At 72.2% G+C, this 18,050-nt stretch carries 15 protein-coding genes; 4 read left to right on the forward strand and 11 right to left on the reverse strand.

Features of this window, described 5'->3' with window-relative positions; genetic code table 11:
* Nucleotides 1-108: 108 nt before the first annotated feature.
* The gene (locus ACIO5E_RS34565; RefSeq protein ID WP_400675679.1) at nt 109-1,197 is read right to left on the reverse strand and encodes an NADH:flavin oxidoreductase; all 1,089 of its coding nucleotides are present in this window, start codon (nt 1,195-1,197) and stop codon (nt 109-111) included.
* 339 nt (nt 1,198-1,536) lie between these two features.
* On the opposite strand from ACIO5E_RS34565, the gene ACIO5E_RS34570 reads away from it, so the two are divergent.
* The 4 genes from ACIO5E_RS34570 to ACIO5E_RS34585 all read left to right on the forward strand — a co-directional run bounded on the left by ACIO5E_RS34570 (nt 1,537) and on the right by ACIO5E_RS34585 (nt 7,625).
* Nucleotides 1,537-2,325, forward strand: coding sequence for an oxidoreductase (locus ACIO5E_RS34570; protein ID WP_400675681.1), 789 nt, complete (start codon nt 1,537-1,539; stop codon nt 2,323-2,325).
* A gap of 67 nt (nt 2,326-2,392) precedes the next feature.
* On the forward strand, nt 2,393-3,589 hold the full coding sequence (locus ACIO5E_RS34575; RefSeq protein ID WP_400675683.1) for a cytochrome P450: 1,197 nt from the start codon (nt 2,393-2,395) through the stop codon (nt 3,587-3,589).
* A gap of 103 nt (nt 3,590-3,692) precedes the next feature.
* On the forward strand, nt 3,693-7,100 hold the full coding sequence (gene car, locus ACIO5E_RS34580) for a carboxylic acid reductase (RefSeq protein ID WP_400675685.1): 3,408 nt from the start codon (nt 3,693-3,695) through the stop codon (nt 7,098-7,100).
* 99 nt (nt 7,101-7,199) lie between these two features.
* Complete coding sequence (locus ACIO5E_RS34585) at nt 7,200-7,625, forward strand: nuclear transport factor 2 family protein (protein ID WP_400675687.1); 426 nt, start codon at nt 7,200-7,202, stop codon at nt 7,623-7,625.
* A 68-nt stretch (nt 7,626-7,693) separates the two neighbouring features.
* Here ACIO5E_RS34585 and ACIO5E_RS34590 read toward each other — a convergent pair whose 3' ends face one another.
* The 10 genes from ACIO5E_RS34590 to ACIO5E_RS34635 form a co-directional block, all read right to left on the reverse strand.
* A complete protein-coding gene (locus tag ACIO5E_RS34590; RefSeq protein ID WP_400675689.1) occupies nt 7,694-8,941 on the reverse strand; it encodes a hypothetical protein in 1,248 nt (415 codons plus the stop codon).
* Nucleotides 8,942-9,147: 206 nt separating this feature from the next.
* Complete coding sequence (locus ACIO5E_RS34595; protein ID WP_400675690.1) at nt 9,148-10,386, reverse strand: cytochrome P450; 1,239 nt, start codon at nt 10,384-10,386, stop codon at nt 9,148-9,150.
* Between the two features lie 198 nt (nt 10,387-10,584).
* Nucleotides 10,585-11,289 carry a hypothetical protein gene (locus ACIO5E_RS34600; RefSeq protein WP_400675692.1) on the reverse strand — a complete coding sequence of 235 codons (705 nt, stop codon included), beginning with the start codon at nt 11,287-11,289 and terminating at the stop codon, nt 10,585-10,587.
* Between the two features lie 140 nt (nt 11,290-11,429).
* Nucleotides 11,430-12,977 carry a Na+/H+ antiporter gene (locus ACIO5E_RS34605; RefSeq protein ID WP_400675694.1) on the reverse strand — a complete coding sequence of 516 codons (1,548 nt, stop codon included), beginning with the start codon at nt 12,975-12,977 and terminating at the stop codon, nt 11,430-11,432.
* Between the two features lie 180 nt (nt 12,978-13,157).
* Nucleotides 13,158-13,322 (reverse strand): hypothetical protein, encoded by a 165-nt coding sequence (locus ACIO5E_RS34610; protein WP_400675696.1) that lies wholly within the window; start codon nt 13,320-13,322, stop codon nt 13,158-13,160.
* Between the two features lie 177 nt (nt 13,323-13,499).
* On the reverse strand, nt 13,500-14,579 hold the full coding sequence (locus ACIO5E_RS34615) for a helix-turn-helix transcriptional regulator (protein WP_400675698.1): 1,080 nt from the start codon (nt 14,577-14,579) through the stop codon (nt 13,500-13,502).
* A 1,664-nt stretch (nt 14,580-16,243) separates the two neighbouring features.
* A complete protein-coding gene (locus tag ACIO5E_RS34620; RefSeq protein ID WP_400675700.1) occupies nt 16,244-16,696 on the reverse strand; it encodes an SRPBCC family protein in 453 nt (150 codons plus the stop codon).
* 164 nt (nt 16,697-16,860) lie between these two features.
* Nucleotides 16,861-17,016 carry a hypothetical protein gene (locus ACIO5E_RS34625; protein WP_400675702.1) on the reverse strand — a complete coding sequence of 52 codons (156 nt, stop codon included), beginning with the start codon at nt 17,014-17,016 and terminating at the stop codon, nt 16,861-16,863.
* A gap of 58 nt (nt 17,017-17,074) precedes the next feature.
* Entirely contained in the window at nt 17,075-17,362 is a 288-nt protein-coding gene (locus ACIO5E_RS34630) for a hypothetical protein (protein WP_400675704.1), read from the reverse strand.
* A 234-nt stretch (nt 17,363-17,596) separates the two neighbouring features.
* Nucleotides 17,597-18,050: Ig-like domain-containing protein (locus ACIO5E_RS34635; RefSeq protein WP_400675706.1), on the reverse strand; the 454-nt coding region annotated here is incomplete at its 5' end.

Raw genomic sequence — 18,050 nt, forward strand, 5'->3', positions numbered from 1 at the left:
GCCGGCCGTGCGCCGACCGCTCACCGGTGTCCGGGTGGCCTTCGCGCGACAGCCGGGCCGCGACGACCGTCGCGGCCCGGCTGCGGTGGTCCACCCGCCGCGGTGGCGTCAGACCAGGGTGGCCAGCACGGCCGGGTCGTACGGGACGGTCCCGGCCAGCTCGCCGCGCAGCGCCTTCGCCGCCCAGTCCGGGTTGGCCAGCAGCGTCCTGCCCACGGCGACGAGGTCGAACTCGTCGCGCTCCAGCCGGGCCACCAGTTCGCCGATCCCGGTCACGCCGGCCTGCCCGGTGTAGCCCTGGGCGAACTGGCCCTCACCGAACTGCCGGTCCAGGCCGACCGAGCCGACCGTCACGACGGCCTTGCCGCTGAGCTTGCGCGTCCAGCCGGCCAGGTTGAGCTCGCTGCCCTCGAACTCGGGCAGCCAGTAGCGCCGGGTGGAGGCGTGGAAGACGTCGACACCCGCGTCGGCCAGCGGGGTGAGCAGCTGCTCCAGCTCCTCCGGGCTCTCGGCGATGCGGGCCCCGTAGTGGTTGACCTTCCACTGGGAGAACCGGAAGAACACCGGGAAGCCCGGGCTGACGGCCGCGCGGATGGCCTGCACGATCTCGGCGCCGAAGCGGGCCCGGGAGGCCGGGTCGCCGCCGTAGCGGTCGGTGCGCCGGTTGGTGGTGCTCCACAGGAAGTCGTCGATCAGGTAGCCGTGCGCGCCGTGCAGTTCGACACCGTCGAACCCGAGCCGCTCGGCGGTGACGGCGGCCTCGGTGAAGGCCGCCACCGTGTCGTCGATGTCCCGCTGGGTCATGGCCCGCCCGGCCGGGGCGCCGTCCAGGCCGAGACCGGACGGGCCCTCGGTGGGCGGCTCGGTGCCGGCGCGCACCACCCCGGTGTGCCACAGCTGGGGAATGATCCTGCCGCCGGCCTGGTGCACCCGCTCCACCACGCGGGCCCACCCGGCGAGCGCCTGCTCGCCGTGAAAGCGCGGCACGTCGTCGTACGCGCGGGCGGCGGCCCGGCCGACGTAGGTGCCCTCGGTGATGATCAGCCCGACCTGGTGCGCCGCCCGGCGGGCGTAATACTCCGCAACCTCCTGGCCCGGCACGCCGCCGGGGGACTTCATCCTGGTCATCGGGGCCATCACGATGCGGTTGGGCACCGTCAGATCACCCACGACGAACGGCTCGTCCAGGCTGGCCATGGTTCCTCCCGAATTGTCGGCACTACTGGCACAAACATCCCGGGTGCGCCTTTTCCGACTACCCGGCACATCGCTTCCGGGTCGTGCGGAAAATGGTGTGGCCGGTCGCACCCCGGTAGCGCATGATTATCGGCCCTGCTGATCGCGGCGTCCAGCCGCGGCCCGGCCGGCGGTATTGGATTGCACAAGGCGATCCAGTGCATCGACATAATCATCTTGACCGTGTCCGCGTGACCACTGATAGTGGTCCAGGTGGTTCCGCGTCGCCTTTCGAGTCGCACCGGTGAATTTATTCCCCTGGCGACGAGTGTCGCGGACAGGATTGCCGAGGAAAGAAAGGTGGCGGAACCCAGGGTGAGTCAGAGTCCCCTTACCGCGCAGATTTCCCATGAGCTGGACGGCAAGCGGGCGGTGGTCACCGGCGGCAGCCGCGGCATCGGCGCCGCCATCGTGCAGAACCTCCTCGACGCCGGCGCCACCGTCGTCACCGGCGCCCGCCGGCCCACCGAACACACCCCGTCCGCCGCCAAGTTCGTGCCGGCGGACCTCGGCACGCCGGACGGTGTGCGCGGGTTCGCGGACGCCGCGCTGGACGCGCTCGGCGGGGTGGACATCATCGTCAACAACGCGGGCGGCTGCCGGGCCTTTCAGACCGCGCTGGAGATCGAGAACGACTGGCAATACACGGTCGACATCAATTTCCTCTCCGCCGTCCGGCTCAATTCCGCACTCGTGCCGTCCATGCGTGCGGGCGGCGGCGGGGTGATCGTCCACATGTCGTCGATCGCCACCATTTCGTCGTACCCGATGATCCTGCACTACGCCGCCGCCAAGTCCGCCCTTGAGGTGTACAGCAAAGGGCTCGCGGTCGAACTGGCGCCGCACGGTATCCGCGTCGTCGCCCTCTCTCCGGGAAACGTGATGACACCGGGAGCGGACGAAGCGCGCGACAAGATCGTCGACTATCTCGGCAGTGAATCGGAGGACTGGGCCGACGAAGTTCCGCTCGGGCGGATCGGCCAGACCCAGGACATCGCCGACGCGGTCGGCTTCCTGGTGTCCCGGCGCGCCTCGTGGATCACCGGCAGCAACCTCGTCATCGACGGCGGGAAGAGCGCCTCGCTGTGACCGCTCGCCACGGCGGGACCGCCCGCCATGACGGGACTCGCCCACCACGACTGGAAGGACTGACACGATGACCGCGACAGGGGACGGGCCGCGGGCCTATCCGTTCGGCCCGACCGACCAGCTCAACGTCGACCCCGAGCTGGCCAAGGCCTGCGCCGAACAGCCGGTGCTGCGCGTCAGCCTGCCCTACGGCGGCGACGCCTGGCTGGTCACCCGGCACGCGGACGCCAAGACGGTGCTGGCCGATCCCCGGTTCAGCCGGGCCGCCGCCGTGGGCGAGGACGTGCCCCGCACGGTCTCGGCCGGCCTGCCCCGCACCTCCATGCTGAGCATGGACCCGCCGGAGCACAGCCGGTTGCGGCGCCGGGTGGCCAATCCCTTCACGGTGCGCCGGGTCGAAGCGCTGCGCCCGCGCGCCCAGGAGATCGTGGACGGCCTGCTCGACACCATGATCGCCGAAGGGGCGCCGGCCGACCTGACCCGGATGCTGACCTGGCCGCTGCCGGTCACGATGATCTGCGAGCTGCTCGGCGTGCCCTTCGCCGACCGCGAACAGTTCAACACCTGGGTGGACGGCCTGCTGATGCTCTCCGATCCGGAGCGGTCGGCGCGGGACCGCGGGCACCTCAACGACTACCTCGCCGGTCTGATCGCGGCCCGCCGGATCACCCCCACCGATGACCTGCTCGGCGAACTGGCCGCCGTCCAGGACGAGGAGAGCCGGCTCACCGAGGAGGAACTGGTCAGCCTCGGGGTCAGCCTGCTGTCCGCCGGCCAGGAGGCCACCGCCAACCAGATCGGCAACTTCGTCTACACGCTGCTGACCAAGCCCGAGCTCTGGCGGGAACTCGTCGACGATCCCGGCCTGATACCCGACGCGGTCGAGGAACTCTCCCGGATCGTCCCGATCAGCGCCACCGCGGGCTTCACCCGGATCGCCACCGAGGACGTGGAACTGAGCGGGCAGACCGTGCGCGCCGGTGACGCGGTGGTCGCCGAATTCGCCCTGGCCAACCGGGACCCGGAGGTGTTCGACCGCCCCGACGAGATCGACTTCCGCCGGGGGAGCGTCCCGCACCTCACCTTCGGGCACGGCGTGCACCACTGCCTCGGCGCGCAGCTGGCCAGGATGGAACTGCGGGTCGTGCTGGACACCCTGGTGCGCCGGCTGCCCGGCCTGCACCTCGCCGTGCCGGCCGACCAGGTGCCCTGGCGGACCGAGCGCCTCATCCGCGGCGCGGACGCCCTGCCGGTCGGCTGGTGAGATTCGCGCCGGTGGTGGGGATCCCGCCGGCCGGGACCACCGCCCGACGGCGCAGGGTCCAGTCCGCATTCGACATCACCCGGACGCTACGGGAGGGCTCAGCATGGCCGAACCACTGGAGGCGGTCACCGCGGTCGTGCGTGATCCGGGCAAGGGACTTGCCGAGGTGATGGCGACCATCATGGAGGGCTACGGGGACCGGCCCGCGCTCGGCGAACGCGCCCGGGAGCCCTCGACCGCGCGCCTGCTCCCCGGCTTCGACACCATCAGCTACCGCGAGTTGTGGGCCCGGGTGCGCGCGGTGGCCGGCGAGTGGCACCACCACCCGCGGTACCCGCTGAGCGCGGGCGACCGGCTCTGCATCCTGGGGTTCACCAGCACCGACTACGCCACGCTCGACCTCGCGTGCATCCACGCGGGCGTCGTGGCCGTACCGCTGCAGTCCAGCGCACCGCTGGCCCAACTGGGGCCGATCATCGCCGAGACCGAACCGCTCGCCCTCGCCGCGAGCATCGAGCGCCTGGACACCGCCGTCGAGGCCGCCCTCGGGGGAACCACGATCCGGCGGGTGATCGTGTTCGACTACCGCCCCGAGGTCGCGGAGCAGCGCGACGCCTTCGAGTCCGCCCGAAGGCGCCTGGCCGAAGCCGGCCGCCCGGTGGCCGTCGAACCGCTGGCCGCCGTGATCGACGCCGGAGCCGTCCTGCCGCCCGCGCCCCTGTTCACCGCCGACCCGGGCGACGACCCGCTGGCCATGATCATCTACACCTCCGGCAGCACCGGCACCCCCAAGGGGGCCATCTACACCCAACGGCTGGTCGGCACCTCGTGGAACGGATTCACCTACGGCTCGGAGGACGTGCCCCCGATCAGCATCCACTACATGCCGCAGAGCCACCTCGCCGGCCACATGGCGCTGATGGGCTCGCTCGCCCGGGGCGGTGTCGGCTACTTCACCGCCAGGAGCGACCTGTCCACCCTGTTCGAGGACATCGGGCTGGTCCGCCCCACGGAGCTGACCATGGTCCCGCGCGTGTGCGACATGATCTTCCAGCAGTACCGGAGCGAACTGGACCGGCGGGCCGGCGAGCCGGGCGACGTCGAGACGGCGGTCAAGACCGACCTGCGGGAGAACTTCCTCGGCGGGCGCGTCGCCAAGGCCTTCTGCGGCACCGCCCCGCTGTCCGCCGAGGTGGCGGCCTTCGTCGAGTCCTGCCTCGGCTTCCACCTCTACACCGGCTACGGCTCCACCGAAGCCGGCGGGGTGCTGCTCGACACGGTGGTGCAGCGCCCGCCGGTGCTCGACTACAAGCTGGTCGACGTCCCGGAGCTGGGCTACTTCCGGACGGACGTGCCGCACCCGCGCGGCGAACTGCTGCTCAAGACGACCACCGCCATCCCCGGGTACTACAAGCGGCCCGAGCTCACCGCCGAGATCTTCGACGCGGACGGCTACTACCGGACCGGCGACATCATGGCCGAGATCGGGCCCGACCGGCTGGTCCACGTCGACCGCACCAAGGACGTCCTGAAGCTCTCCCAGGGCGAGTTCGTGGCCGTCTCCCGCCTGGAGGGCGTCTTCGTCGCCGGCCCCCTCATCCGGCAGGTCTTCGTGTACGGCAACAGCGAGCGCGCCTACCCGCTCGCCGTGATCGTCCCCGCCCCGGACGCGCTGACCAGGGCCGGCGGGGACACCGCCGCGCTCAAGCCGCTGCTCGCCGAGTCGCTCCAGCGGGCCGCCAAGGAGGCCGAGCTCAACTCCTACGAGATCCCCCGCGATTTCCTGATCGAGACCGAACCCTTCAGCACCGGCAACGGCCTGCTCGCCGACAGCCACAAGCTGCTGCGCCCCAGGCTCCGGGAGCGCTACGGCACGGCCCTGGAGCGGCTGTACACCGAACTCGCCGACGGGCAGGCCCGGCAGCTGCGCGCCCTGCGGCAGGCCGGGCCGGACCAGCCGGTGGCGGAGGTGGTCGGCCGGGCCGCCCAGGCGCTGCTCGGTTGCTCCGGCACCGAGCTGAGGGCCGACGCCCACTTCACCGAGCTGGGTGGGGACTCGTTGTCCGCGCTGTCCTTCGCCACGCTCATGAAGGAGATCTTCCGGATCGAGCTGCCGGTCGGAGTGGTGATCAGCCCGGCCAACGACCTGGCGCGGCTGGCGCGGTACATCGAGGAGGAACGCGCATCCGGGGCGGAACGGCCCACCTTCGCCTCCGTCCACGGCGAGCACGGCTCCGAGGTCCGCGCGGGTGATCTGACCCTGGATCGCTTCCTCGACGCCTCGACGATCGCCGCCGCCCCGACCCTGCCCAGCCCCGACGGCGCCGTCCGCACCGTCCTGCTGACCGGGGCCACCGGCTACCTCGGCCGGTTCCTGTGCCTGGAATGGCTGGAGCGGCTGGCGTCCTCGGGCGGCCGGCTGGTCTGCGTCGTCCGGGGCGGCGACGCCGCCGCGGCGGCGAAGCGGCTGGAGGCGGCCTTCGACAGCGGCGACGCCGAACTGCTCGGGCGCTACCGGGACTTGGCCGAGGGGAGCCTGGACGTACTCGCGGGCGACATCGGCGAGCCGCGGCTGGGCCTGGACGAGGACACCTGGCAGCGGCTGGCCGACACCGTGGACCTGATCGTCCACCCGGCCGCCCTGGTCAACCACGTGCTGCCCTACCGCGAGCTGTTCGGACCCAACGTCGTCGGCACGGCCGAACTGATCCGCTTGGCGCTCACCTCGCGGATCAAGCCCGTCACCTACGTGTCCACGGTCGCGGTGCTCGCCGGATCCGCGCCCGCAGCCCGAGACGAGGACGCCGACGTTCGCCGCAGCAGTCCGGTGCGGCGGCTCGACCAGGGCTACGCCGACGGGTACGCGACCAGCAAGTGGGCGGGCGAGGTCCTGCTCCGGGAGGCGCACGAGCTGTGCGGGCTGCCGGTCGTCACCCTCCGGTCGGACATGATCCTCGCGCACAGCCGGTACCGGGGACAGCTGAACGTGCCCGACGTCTTCACCCGGCTCCTGCTCAGCCTGCTCGCCACCGGCATCGCGCCGGGCTCGTTCTACCGCAACGGCAGGCGCGCGCACTACGGCGGCCTGCCGGTCGACTTCACCGCCGAGGCCGTCGCCACGCTGGGCGCGCAGGCCACGGGGGGCTACCGGACCTTCAACGCGCTGAACCCGCACGACGACGGCGTCTCGCTGGACACCTTCGTCGACTGGCTCGTCGAGGCCGGCCACCCGATCCGGCGGATCGACGACTACGACGACTGGCTCGCCCGCATCACGACCGCGCTCCGCGCCCTGCCGGAGAAGCAGCGCCGGGACTCGTTGCTGCCCCTGCTGCCCGCCTTCGCGCAACCCGAGGAGGGCGTCCCCGGTTCGGCGGTCCCCGCCGCGCGGTTCCACGCCGCCGTGCGGGCCGCCAAGGTCGGCCCGGACCAGGACGTCCCGCACCTGTCGGCGGCCCTGATCGGCAAGTACGTCACCGACCTGCGCCACCTCGGGCTGCTCCTTCGTTAGGGCTGGTCCGACAATTCCCGCCGCGCGCTGACGCGACGCGAATTGTCAGACAAGCCTTAGGCCCTGACCCATCCGATGCGGAAGAAACGGGAGTTCGACATGGCGCAGAGCATCGACGAGACGGTCCTGGCGGGTCTGCGGTGCCTGGAGGTGAACGACTTCGCGGGCTTCCGGGCGCTGTGCACCGCCAAGGCCACGGTGTGGCAGAACGACGGGCAGGGGGAGCAGCCGATCGGCGAGCGGCTGGAGCACTTCAAGTCCTTCGCCGCGACGCTCGATTCCTTGCGGTACGACGTCATCCGCCAGTTCCGGAAGTCGGACGAGGTGCTCCAGCAGCAGGTCATCCACCTGGTGCTGACCGACGGTTCCCGCCGTGAGGTCCAGACCGTCGTGTACTTCCGGTTCGAGGGCGAGCTGATCGACCGGATCGAGGAGTACGTCTACACCGTGCCGGAGAGCACGAGCCCGGAGGGTGCGAGCCCGGCGAGCACGGCGTCAGGCGACGGCGCCTCCGCCGCCCGGTAGCCCGAACGACCGCCGGGGCGTGGGAAGTCGGTTCCGCCGACTTCCCACGCCCCGGTGTCGTGGCGAGCTCAGCCCTCCTGGGCGAGGCCCTTGATGTCCTCGTAGCCCATGCCGAGCTGGTTGAACATCAGGATCTGCTCCTTGGGCATGCCGAGACCGGTGAGCTCCGTGATCTGCGCGTCGGTCAGCGGCGTGCCGGGGCCGGCCTGCGGCTTGGCGGAGGTCCCGAACCCGCCCTTCCCGGTGCCGGCCCCGGCGCTCGCGAGGGAGAGCACCGCGTTCTGGATGTCCTCCCCGGTGAGCTTGGTGGCGTCGGTCGGTGCCTGGACGGTCGGGGCGGACTGGCTGAACGCGAGCTTCACCGGGAACGCGGTGCCCGGGCCGGCCTTCGACGAGAGCTGCGCGAGGTCGAAGGTGGCCGAGGAGAACTTGCCGCCCTTCAGGTACACGTCGACGCCGATCTTGCGGTCGGGCACGTCGGCCGGGGCCTTGGCGGGGAGCTTCCCGAACTGCTCCGGGAACTTCGCGGACAGCGGCTTGACGGCGTTCAGCACCCCGTCGAACACGTCGCGGGCCGGGGCGCTCATCAGGACGTGGTCGGCGCCGTCCGCCGTCCCCTTGTCCTCGAAGGTGACGGTGCGGGTGAACACGTCCTTCAGCGAGTTGGTCAGCTGCTTGGCGGTGTCCGGGTCCAGCGAGGGCTTGCCGGTCGGGGTGGCCGACTTGGCCCCGTCGGACTTCTTCGCCGCGTCCGCGAGCTCCTGCAGGTCGAGCGAGACCCACTTGCCGGCCAGCACGTCCTTGACCGGGTTCAGCTCGGAGGGCAGGCCCTTGGCGATCTCGTCCACCTGCGCCGGGTCCTCGCCGACCAGCTTCACCAGGCCCTTGGCGTCGGCGCGCACGAACGCCTTGGCGTCGACCTGGCGGTACTCCAGGAGCGCGGTGCCCTTCTTGTCGGAGAGCACGTAGGAGACGCGCAGCGACTTGTCCGGCGTCACCTCCTGGGAGCCACCCTGGCTTTGCGCGTTCTTGAAGGTGTCGAGCTCCTTGAGGGGCTTGTCGGCGGCCATCGCGACGGAGATGCTCAGCCCGGACAGGGCCTCGGCGCTCTTCTGCTCGACCTTGTCCCCGGTGGCGTTGCCGAAGGCGACGATCTGCTCGGGAGTGGCGTCCACGGAGATCGTGACAGCGGCGGCGGTGCCGTCGCCGATCGCGCCGAAGGCCTTGGAGACCTTCTGAGCGGCCGAGAGCTGCTGGACGGCGCCGCAGGCGGTCAGACCCGCGGCGAGGACGGACGCGCAGACGGCGACGGGCATGGCGCCGCGTGCGGCCTTGCGAATAACGGTGTTGATGGTACGTCTCCCGTGTGTGACTGGGCCTGGTCCGCGGACCGGCCGATCCCTCCCCTGTGGCGTGTGGCGCCACAGCGCTCACACATGTGATCACATTATCAACAAGTGGGTGCGTGATTTTTTCGGCCTTCGATTTCGTCAGTAGCCGGGTTCGGTGGCCTTCGATTTCGTCAGTTGCCGACCCGCGGCCCGGCGAGCAGGACCGGAAGCGACCGGTGGCCGTTGGAGATCAGCGACGCGACCGGGGCCAACTCGGCACCCGGAGCGAGCGCGAGGTCCGGGAAGCGTTCGAAGAGCCTGCGCAGCGCCGTCTCGGCCTCCATCCGGGCCAGCGGCGCGCCCAGGCAGAAGTGGGGGCCGTGCCCGAAGGCGAGGTGGTCCTTCACCGGCCGGGTGACGTCGAAGGCGTCGCCGGTGTCGCCGTACCGGCAGGGGTGTCGCCCGGCGGCCGCGTAGGAGGCGAGGACGGCCTCTCCCCGGCGGATCGTCACCTCGTCCGACAGCCGGATGTCCTCGACGGCGTAGCGCAGGGGCAGGTGCGCCACCGGGGCGTCGTGGCGCAGCGCCTCCTCGACGACGTCGCTCCACCGCGCCCGCCCGGCCCGGACCTCGGCGAGCTGGTCGGGGTGGGTGAGCAGCAGCGCGATCCCGTTGTCGATCAGGTTCACCGTCGTCTCGTAGCCGGCCGAGACCACCAGCAACAGGGTGTCGCGGAGCTCCTGTTCGGTCAGGGCGGCGGCCTCGCCCTCGCCCTCGGTGTCCCGGGCGGCGATCAGCTGGGACGTCATGTCGTCGCCGGGGTGCCGGCGCTTCGAGGCGATCAGCCGGTCGAGCATCGCGTAGAACGCCGCCGTGTTGGCCTCGGACTCCGCGGGTGTGAGGGTGGTGGAGAAGACCCGGTCGACCGTGCGCCGGAACCCCGCCTCCAGATCGTCGGGCAGGCCCATGAGCCGGCCGATCACCTGGATCGGCAGGGGGTGGGCCAGCCGCTCGCGGAGGTCGACCGGCACGCCGGGCGGGGTCGCGGCCAGGCCGTCGAGCAGGGCGTCGGTCAGCTGCTCGATCCGCGCGGCGAGGGGGCCGATCCGGCGGGCGGTGAAGGCCGTCCCGACGAGTCGGCGCAGTCGGCGGTGGTCCGCGCCGTGGGCGGTGAACATGTTCCTGGGGGCGACCCACACGGCCAGCGGCCAGGCGGGGACCACCCTCGGGAAGTCCGGCCAGTGCTGGTGGCCGTCCTTGGAGACCCGAGGGTCCTTCAGCAGCAGCTCCAGCAGGCCGGGGTCGGCCACGGCCCAGGCCTCGACGCCGAGGATGTCGACGGGCGTCGCCGGGCCGCGCGCGCACAACTCGGCGGTCTCGGCGTCGCGGTCGCGGCCGGTGGGATCGAGGACGAGGCGCGGGCGGTCCATGGGGGCTCCTTCGCTCGGTCGAGTCGGGCGGGAGGCGCCGGAGCAGCGCTCCGGATCGAGCATGCGGCCGGAACCCGGCCCGCGTCGAGAGGGTGTCCCGTCGCCCCGGAGGAAGCCGGCCGGAAACCGGGGCGACGGGTGACCGGGGGACGGTCATGGGTGCTCCCACCGGCGTGGTGGACGTGGGGCGGGTCACGGTCACGCCCGCGAAGCGGCCGGTGACTCCCGGAGGGTGCGGCGGGCGGCGGCTGCGGCGAGCAGGGCCCAGAGCAGGCTGAGGCCGGCCACGGCGTAGACGCCGCCGGAGAGGAAGCCGAAGTCGAGGTCCCCGGAGGCGGGCGGGGCCCAGCCCTCGGGGTCGACGAGGACGGTCGTGGTGGTGCCGATGTCGGACGATCCGTCACAGCCCGAGCCCTGGTACTCGGCGTGCGGGAGCGGCTTTCCGTCCGTGCGGCGGATGCCGCAGGTCCAGTGCGTCTTGCCGCCCTTGTCCCTGCTGCCGTGAGCCCAGGTGATGACCGCCTCGGTCCGCTCCCCGCGGTGGGCGAGGACCTCCGCCCGGGTGGTGGCCGTGGGGACGGCGAGGAGCAGGACGCCCAGCAGGACGCCGGGCCAGAGCACCCAGCCGCGGGCGCGCACCGCCATCAGTGCGCCCAGCGAGACGATGAGCGCCAGTACGGCGAGGATCGTGAAGAGGGCGGTGTGGTCCGGGTCGACGGCGAGCACCATCAGCCCGACGATCGTCACCGGGGCGAGCACCGCGACCAGGGCCGCCGTCCGGCGGACGGTCCGGGGCGACAGCGGTTCGTCCTTCCGGGGCCGCTTCCGCTGGGCGGTCTTCGGCCGTTGGGCGGCGGCCGCTTCGCTCAGCGGTCTCTTCTGCTTCTTCCGGCCCTTTGCCATGGTGGCCCCCGTTCGGTGGTTCGTCGTACTGCTCGCGACAGTGTGACCGGAGGCCTGGCGGCGTGGAAGACCGGGGCCGCTGTTCCGACCGGCCCGGGGCCGGCCGGAAGAACGGTCCCGTCACGGTTCGTCATGGCTCGTCAAGGACGGCCGAGACCTTCCTGTTCGAGGTCGAGGTCGCGTTGGAGGCGGCGCAGGGTGGTGTCGCTGATGCGGTGCTCCTCGTAGAGCAGGTGCAGCCGGGCGTTCTGCACGGCGATGACCTCGTGGCGGAGTTGGCGGTAGGCGGCGTCGGCGGTGGTGCCGTCGGGGGTCTCGGGGGTGCGGTCGAGACGGGCGGCGAGGCCGCGCCGGACCCGGTCGACCGCGGTGTCGGGCATGACCTCCAGGGCGGCTAGGCCCTCGACGTGGTCGAGGGCGGCGCGGTTGAGGGTGTCGCGGGCGTCGTCCTCCTCCCGGGCGGTGTGCTCGGGTTCCAGGGCGAGCCCGGAGCGGTGGACCACGGCGGCGAGGGTCAGGCCCTGCACGACCAGGGTGAGGACGACGACGGACGTGGTCAGCACCAGGACGAGCGGGCGCCCGGCGATCCGGGTACCGTCGCCCGCGAGCAGCGGGATGGACAGGGCCGCCGCCAGCGGCATGACGCCCCGGGTTCCGGCCCAGGTGACGACCCCGGCGACCCGCCAGGACAGCCGACCGCGGGCGGGCTTGACCGCGCGGGTCAGCGGCAGCGTCCACAGCACCCGGACGGCGATCAGCACGGCCGCCAGTGCGAACGCCTGCAGGGGCCACCAGCCGGTGCCGGCCGGCAGGTCCCGGACCAGGGCGGGCAGTTGCAGGCCGATGATGCCGAACACGACGCTCTCCAGCAGGAACACCACCACCGCCGAGACGGCGTGCAGCTGCAGCCGGATCCGGGCGTCGGTGAGGCGGTGGCCGGAGCGGCCGAGCAGAACGCCGGCGACCACTACCGAGGTCACGCCCGAGGCCTGCGCGGACTCCGCCAGCACGTACGCCGCGTACGGTGTGACCAGCGCTGTCACCGTCTCCAGGACCGGGTCGGTGGTGCGGCGCCGGATCAACCACACCAGGCCGGCCACGGCGGCGCCGACCAGGCTGCCGCCCCCGCCGAGCAGCAGGAGTTCGCCGCCCGCCGTGGGCAGGTCCACCGTGCCGCCCACGGCCACGGCGACGCCCACGGCCACCTTGAACAGGACGAGCGAGGTCGCGTCGTTGAAGAGGCTCTCGGCCTGCACCAGCACCTGGACGCGCCCCGGCAGTGCCAGTCGCCGGCCGAGCGCGGTGACGGCCACCGGGTCGGTGCTGGACAGCACGGCCCCCAGCACGAACGCCATCGCGGGCGGGAGCCCGGCGACGGCGACGGCGACGAAGCCCACGGCGGCGGCGGAGGCGAAGACCAGGCCGAAGGAGAGGATCGTCACCGGGCGCCACACCGTGCGCAGATCACGCAGCGACAGTTCCTCGGCGGAGGAGTGGAGCAGCGGCGGGAGCACCACCAGGGCGATGACCTCCGGCGGCACGTGCAGGGCGGGCACTCCGGGGACCAGCGCGACCGCGAGGCCGACCAGGACCAGCAGGGAGGGCGCGGGCACCCGCAACCGCCGGGCGAAGGTGGCCACGCTTGTGGCCAGAACCACCAGAATCAGAACGATCCCCACGGCGTGCATCTGCGGAAACGACCCATCGCGACGATCGGGGTCGCCGCCGCCCGAGTGCTGCAGTCGTCCCCCGAGCCGACCAGACTTCCCGGCACACCGCCGATCATCTTATCGGGTCGTTTGCGTGGCCGGGCAGGGCGTCTGCCCTCCCCGGTCGGCCACCGGACGGGCGTCCGTCAGCGGTGCCCGTCAGCGGCGACCGAACAGCCGCGCCAGGAAACCGCCCCGGCCCTTCGTCCGGTCGCAGGCGCAGCGCCCGGACTTGGGCACCCCGGCGAGCACCTGGTCGACGTGCATGCCGCACCCCGCGTAGCTCGCCTTGCCGCAGGTCCGGCAGGTGGTTCGTCGACACATCGCGCTACTCCTCACGTCGCACCCCCGGATGGGGTGCCGGTCCTCCCAATATACCCCCGTGGGTATTTTTGTGGCGCGGGGGCGGCCCGGGACCCGGACCCCGTCGTGCCCGGACCCGTCGTGCCCGGCTGGACAGCCCCGGCCGGCCCGGGGCCCCGGACCGACCGTAGTCCCGGATCAGCAGCGTCCCCCGCCGAGCATGATCCGTGCGACCAGCTCCTGCCGGCTGCCCGCCCCGGTCTTGCTGAACACCGACTTCAGGTGGTCCTGCACCGTGTACGGCGTCATCGCGAGCACCCGGGACACGTCCCGGGTGTCGCTGCCGCGCACCAGCAGCAGCGCCACCTCCTGCTCGCGGGCGGTCAGCCCGTACGCGGCCAGGTAGAGCGGCATCACCTCGGCCGGCGAGGCGGGCGAGGCCACCACCGTCACCGTGTCCGCCGCCTCGCCGCCGCGCAGCGTGGAACCGTGCAGCAGGTACCAGCGGTCGTCCCGGGTCCGGACCCGCACCGGCGTCTGCGGCACGGTCAGCCCGTGCGCCGCCCGACGGGCGTGCTCGGCGGCCATCGCCACGCTGGTCGGGACGGTGAGCGAGGTGGGGGTCGGGTCGGCCAGCCGGACGAGCAGTTCCTCGGCCGGTCCGGACAGCGCCTGCAGCCGGTTGTGCCGGTCGAGCACCAGCACCGCCGGCCCCGGATCCACCGCGTCCGGCGCCCCGGCCGGTACGTGGCACGCCCGCAGCGCGTTGCCCAGGTGCCGGGCGGCGGCGTCGGCGAGTTCACGCTGGCGCCCCAGGTACGGGCCGCGGTCCGGGACCCGCAGGAACGCCGCGCACCCCCACATCCCGCCCGCCGCGTCGAACACCGCGCGCAGCTCGTCCCCGAATCCGGCCGGCGCGACCTGCTCCCGGTACCGCACGCTCTCCTGCAGCTGCCCCTTGGTCGCCCGGCTCAGCGTCTCGGCCTGCACCCCGCTGTGCCGGATCTTCGGAAAGGTCGCCAGATCGTCCGCCCACACCTCCAGCCGTACGGCCTGCTCGAACGCGGCCAGACTGAGATCCTCGCTCTGCACCGAGTTCACCAGTCCGGTCGCCGGGTCCGCCGTGTGCCAGCACACCGCGTCGAACTCCAGTACCGGACGCAGCAGTTCGTCAGCCCGCCGGAACACCTCCGGCGTCGTCAACCCCGCCCCCGCGAGCTCCCGCATCCCCTCGATCGCCGACCGCGCCGCCACCCCACGAGCCCCACGAAGTCCCATGGCGGGAAGCTAACACGCGGTTCGTACTCCCACCCATGGGCCGATCGGCGGGGTGCGCCTCCTCCTCGGGACGGTCCGGCGGCGCCCCCGCCTCATCCTGACGTCCCGTCAAGGTGAGGCCGGGGAGCCGCGGAAGCGCCTCAGGTCGGGAGGGGGTCCATGAAGGATGTGTACTCGAGCGGGGCGCCCTGGCCGTGCGCTCCTGTCGCACGCCGGGGCGGGCGCAGATCATGGGCATGCGAACCGGTTGAAGGCTGACGAGTGGCGCCGGGCGGAGTGAACGTTTGCACTGTGCCCATCCTGGCTTTGGTGGACCATCCTCGCCGTCAGACTGCGCCTGACCCGCACCCCGGCGGCTCCGATCGTCTACCGGCCGCTGGCGGACGAACTCGCCGTCGCCGTCGGCGCCCGCCCGACCGACGGTTGAGGGAGCGATGGCGTGACGGGGTGTCGTTGCAGGTAGACGGGGGCCGGCGTCGAGTTCCAGACGATGTGTCCCCGCCTGGTGTTCCCATGAGAACACCCACGGGCGGCGAAGCGGGAAGATCCGGGGTGAAGCGGGGAGATTCGGGCCCGTTTCCGCAGGCCGGGGAATCACCGCAGGTCAGAGCTGGCGCCAGTTGCGGTAGTGGGAGCGCTTCATGGCGGCTGTGCTGAGCCCACAGAGGGTTTGGTCCAGGGGATCTTCGATCGCCTCGGGATCGGCTCCGGCGGCGTGCACCCGCAACACACCCCCGAGCCCTCGTCCTCAGGGCTCGGGGGCTGTCCTGGCTCCATCTCGAAGAGCACGGTGATCGTCGCCATAGCGGACCATGCGGCACGGGAGCCACGGCCGCACCTCCTGGTCGGCCGCGGTGGAAGGGCAGGGAGTGGCCGCGGCCAGCCGGCCACCGAGGGTCTGGGGCGGGGCGTTCTCGGCCGAGTTGGCGAGCTGGCCCTTGCTCATCCTGCCGTCTAGTGCTGGATTCCTCAAAGGCGGTACACAAATCGGCGGCGGAGTTGGCGGGTTGGCGGGGGCGGTCTGCCCCAGATCCAGGGTTTGGCACGTGCGTTGAGCTGGGCGGTTGCGAGGCGGGTGGCCTGGTCGATCTCGTCGGGGCCGGCGAAGGACTGGCCGGCGAGGGCGGCCTTGCGGAAGATGCGCCACCAGCCTTCCTGGAGGTTGAGCCAGCAGGCGCCGACGGGGATGAAGACATGTCGTATCCGGGGGTGGTCCTCGAGCCAGGCTCGACCATCCGCGCCCGCAGCACCAGATCCGCCGGCGCCTTCCGCGCCTTCGCCAACCGGCGAACCACCGCTTCCTCGCCCGAATCACGGCTCTGCCGCGCCCGCAGCACCACCCCGAACCACCCACCCCTGACCGACCGAACCATCCCTCCACCAGCACATATACCCACTGAAAGAGGAATCCAGCACTAGCCCTGCCGTGCGGGGCCAGGAGAGCCGTTCGTCGGGGCGGACGACCGCTCCCGGCGCGGGCGTGCGCCCGTCACCGTGCAGCTTCCAGCGCACGCCGAGATCCATGTGGGGGTTCCTTCTCTGAACTTTCGGGGGGACTTTCCGCACCATTCTCGTGGTCATCCGGCCTCCCACGCGCCACCGGCCCCGCTCCTGACCTGCGCACTCGCGCCGGGGGCGGGGCCGGGGGACCGGGCGACTGGGCGTCAGTCGCAGTCCTCGGCGGCCGCCTTGAGGTCGCCCAGCCAGGCCTCCAGGCCCTGACGCAGGATCGCGGCCGCGGCCGGGACGTGCGCGTCGACCTGCGGCCCGGAGTGGGTCTCCTCGGTGCGCACCAGGACGCCGCCGGGGGCCGGGGTGAAGGTCCACACGTGCACGCCGTCGATGTGCAGTCCCTCGGCGACGGCGGGGCCGGTCCAGCGGATGCAGGCACCGTGCTTCAGCTGCCGGACGGTGGAGGTGATGTCCAGGGAAGGGCGGAGGTGGCCGGGACGGGCGGCAGCGGGGTGGTCCAGTGGAACGCCGAGCCGTCCGCGCAGCGGGCCGTGATCCAGGCGTTCGACGCCGGCCACGGCCCGTTGCCAGGACGGCCAGCGGGCGGGCAGCGCGACGCTGACGATCGAGACGTCCAGCAGGGTCCTCGCGAGTCGCAGATCCAAGGGATGGTCCTGCCTCACCCCGCGCGGCGGCAGCCGGGTGGTCATCCGGGCCGACCCGCGGATGCGCCGGGACGGCAACGGTGCTGCTCGTCCCTTCGTGCGGAAAGGGGAAGGCGGCCGGTCGAAGCGCCGACCGCCTTCGGTGCGCCCCGATGCCGGGCGCCTCACCGGGTGACGACGGTGATCGTTCCGGCGCCGCCTTCTCGGCGCTGTGCGGCCACGGCTTCCTGGTAGGTGACGTACTGGCGAACGGTGCCGTCAGGCAGGCTCAGCTGGTAAACGACGGTTTGCGGTGATTCTCCGCCGCAGTTGCAGGCCATGAGTTCAGTGTCCTTTCCGGGTGCTGGGGGTTCGGGTCTTCTGGAGAGGGGGCGTTGGTCAGTCCAGCCATCGTGAGGCCACACCCGCCAGGTACGAGACGCTGAGCGCGGTCGCCGGTATCCGGAACCACGGGCTGCCCTCCAGGCACGCGGCGCAACCGACCGCGACGGCGGACACCCAGACGCTCGAACACCAGCCGCAGGTGATCAGATAGGCGGCCTTGGACTCCTCGCCGAAGCGATCGGCGACCCAGATCCTGAGACCGCCCGCGAGGGTGTCCTTGGTCAGGAAACGGGTGACGCGGCAGGTGGCGCCGAGCGCGAGAAGGAACATGGTCAAGCTCATCGGGACAACTCCACTGACCAGGGACGCGGCAGTACGGTTGCGGGCGTGGCGGCGGGTACGGTGGCTTCGCCGCTACGCCCCCAGCGCGTCCGTCCCCCCGCCGTGCGAGGGCGGGGGGACGGACCTTCGAGGTCGGCCGCTCATCTGCGGACGATGAGGTCAGGCCTCACCTGGCTCGGCCACCAGTACCGGTCCGCGATCCACGGCCCGGGCCCGATAGGACCGGTCCGGTCACTACTGCGGCCAGCAGGGCAGCAGGGTGCCGGTCGACTGCAGCGTCGTGCCGCCGACGGTGGCGGTCGCGGTGAAGGCGCCGGATTGGACCTGAAGCAGGTTCAGGTTGGTGGTGAGGGTCGCGATCCCGGACGCGTCCGTCACCGCCGAGCCCACCGGCTGTCCGGCGATGAGGAAGTTCACCGTCACGCCGGCGGCCGCGGGAGTGAGCTGGGCCTTCAGTGTGGCGGTGAAGGGGTACGGCTGCCCGTGCGAGGGGGTCGCCAGCGCGTGCTCCCAGTGGCCCCGCCAGCAGGACGGCAGCGCCTGCAGGCTCACGGCGGGGCCGCCTACGCCGACGGTGATCGGGACGGGGAGCGAGACGACGTTGGTGCAGGTGCAGGTGGTGCCGGCCGCGGTGACGGTGGCGGTCAGCGACACCGGTCCGGCGGTGGGGAAGGTCATCGACCCGGTG

Origin of the sequence: Kitasatospora sp. NPDC087314 (assembly GCF_044744365.1) — a bacterium.
GTDB lineage: Bacteria > Actinomycetota > Actinomycetes > Streptomycetales > Streptomycetaceae > Kitasatospora.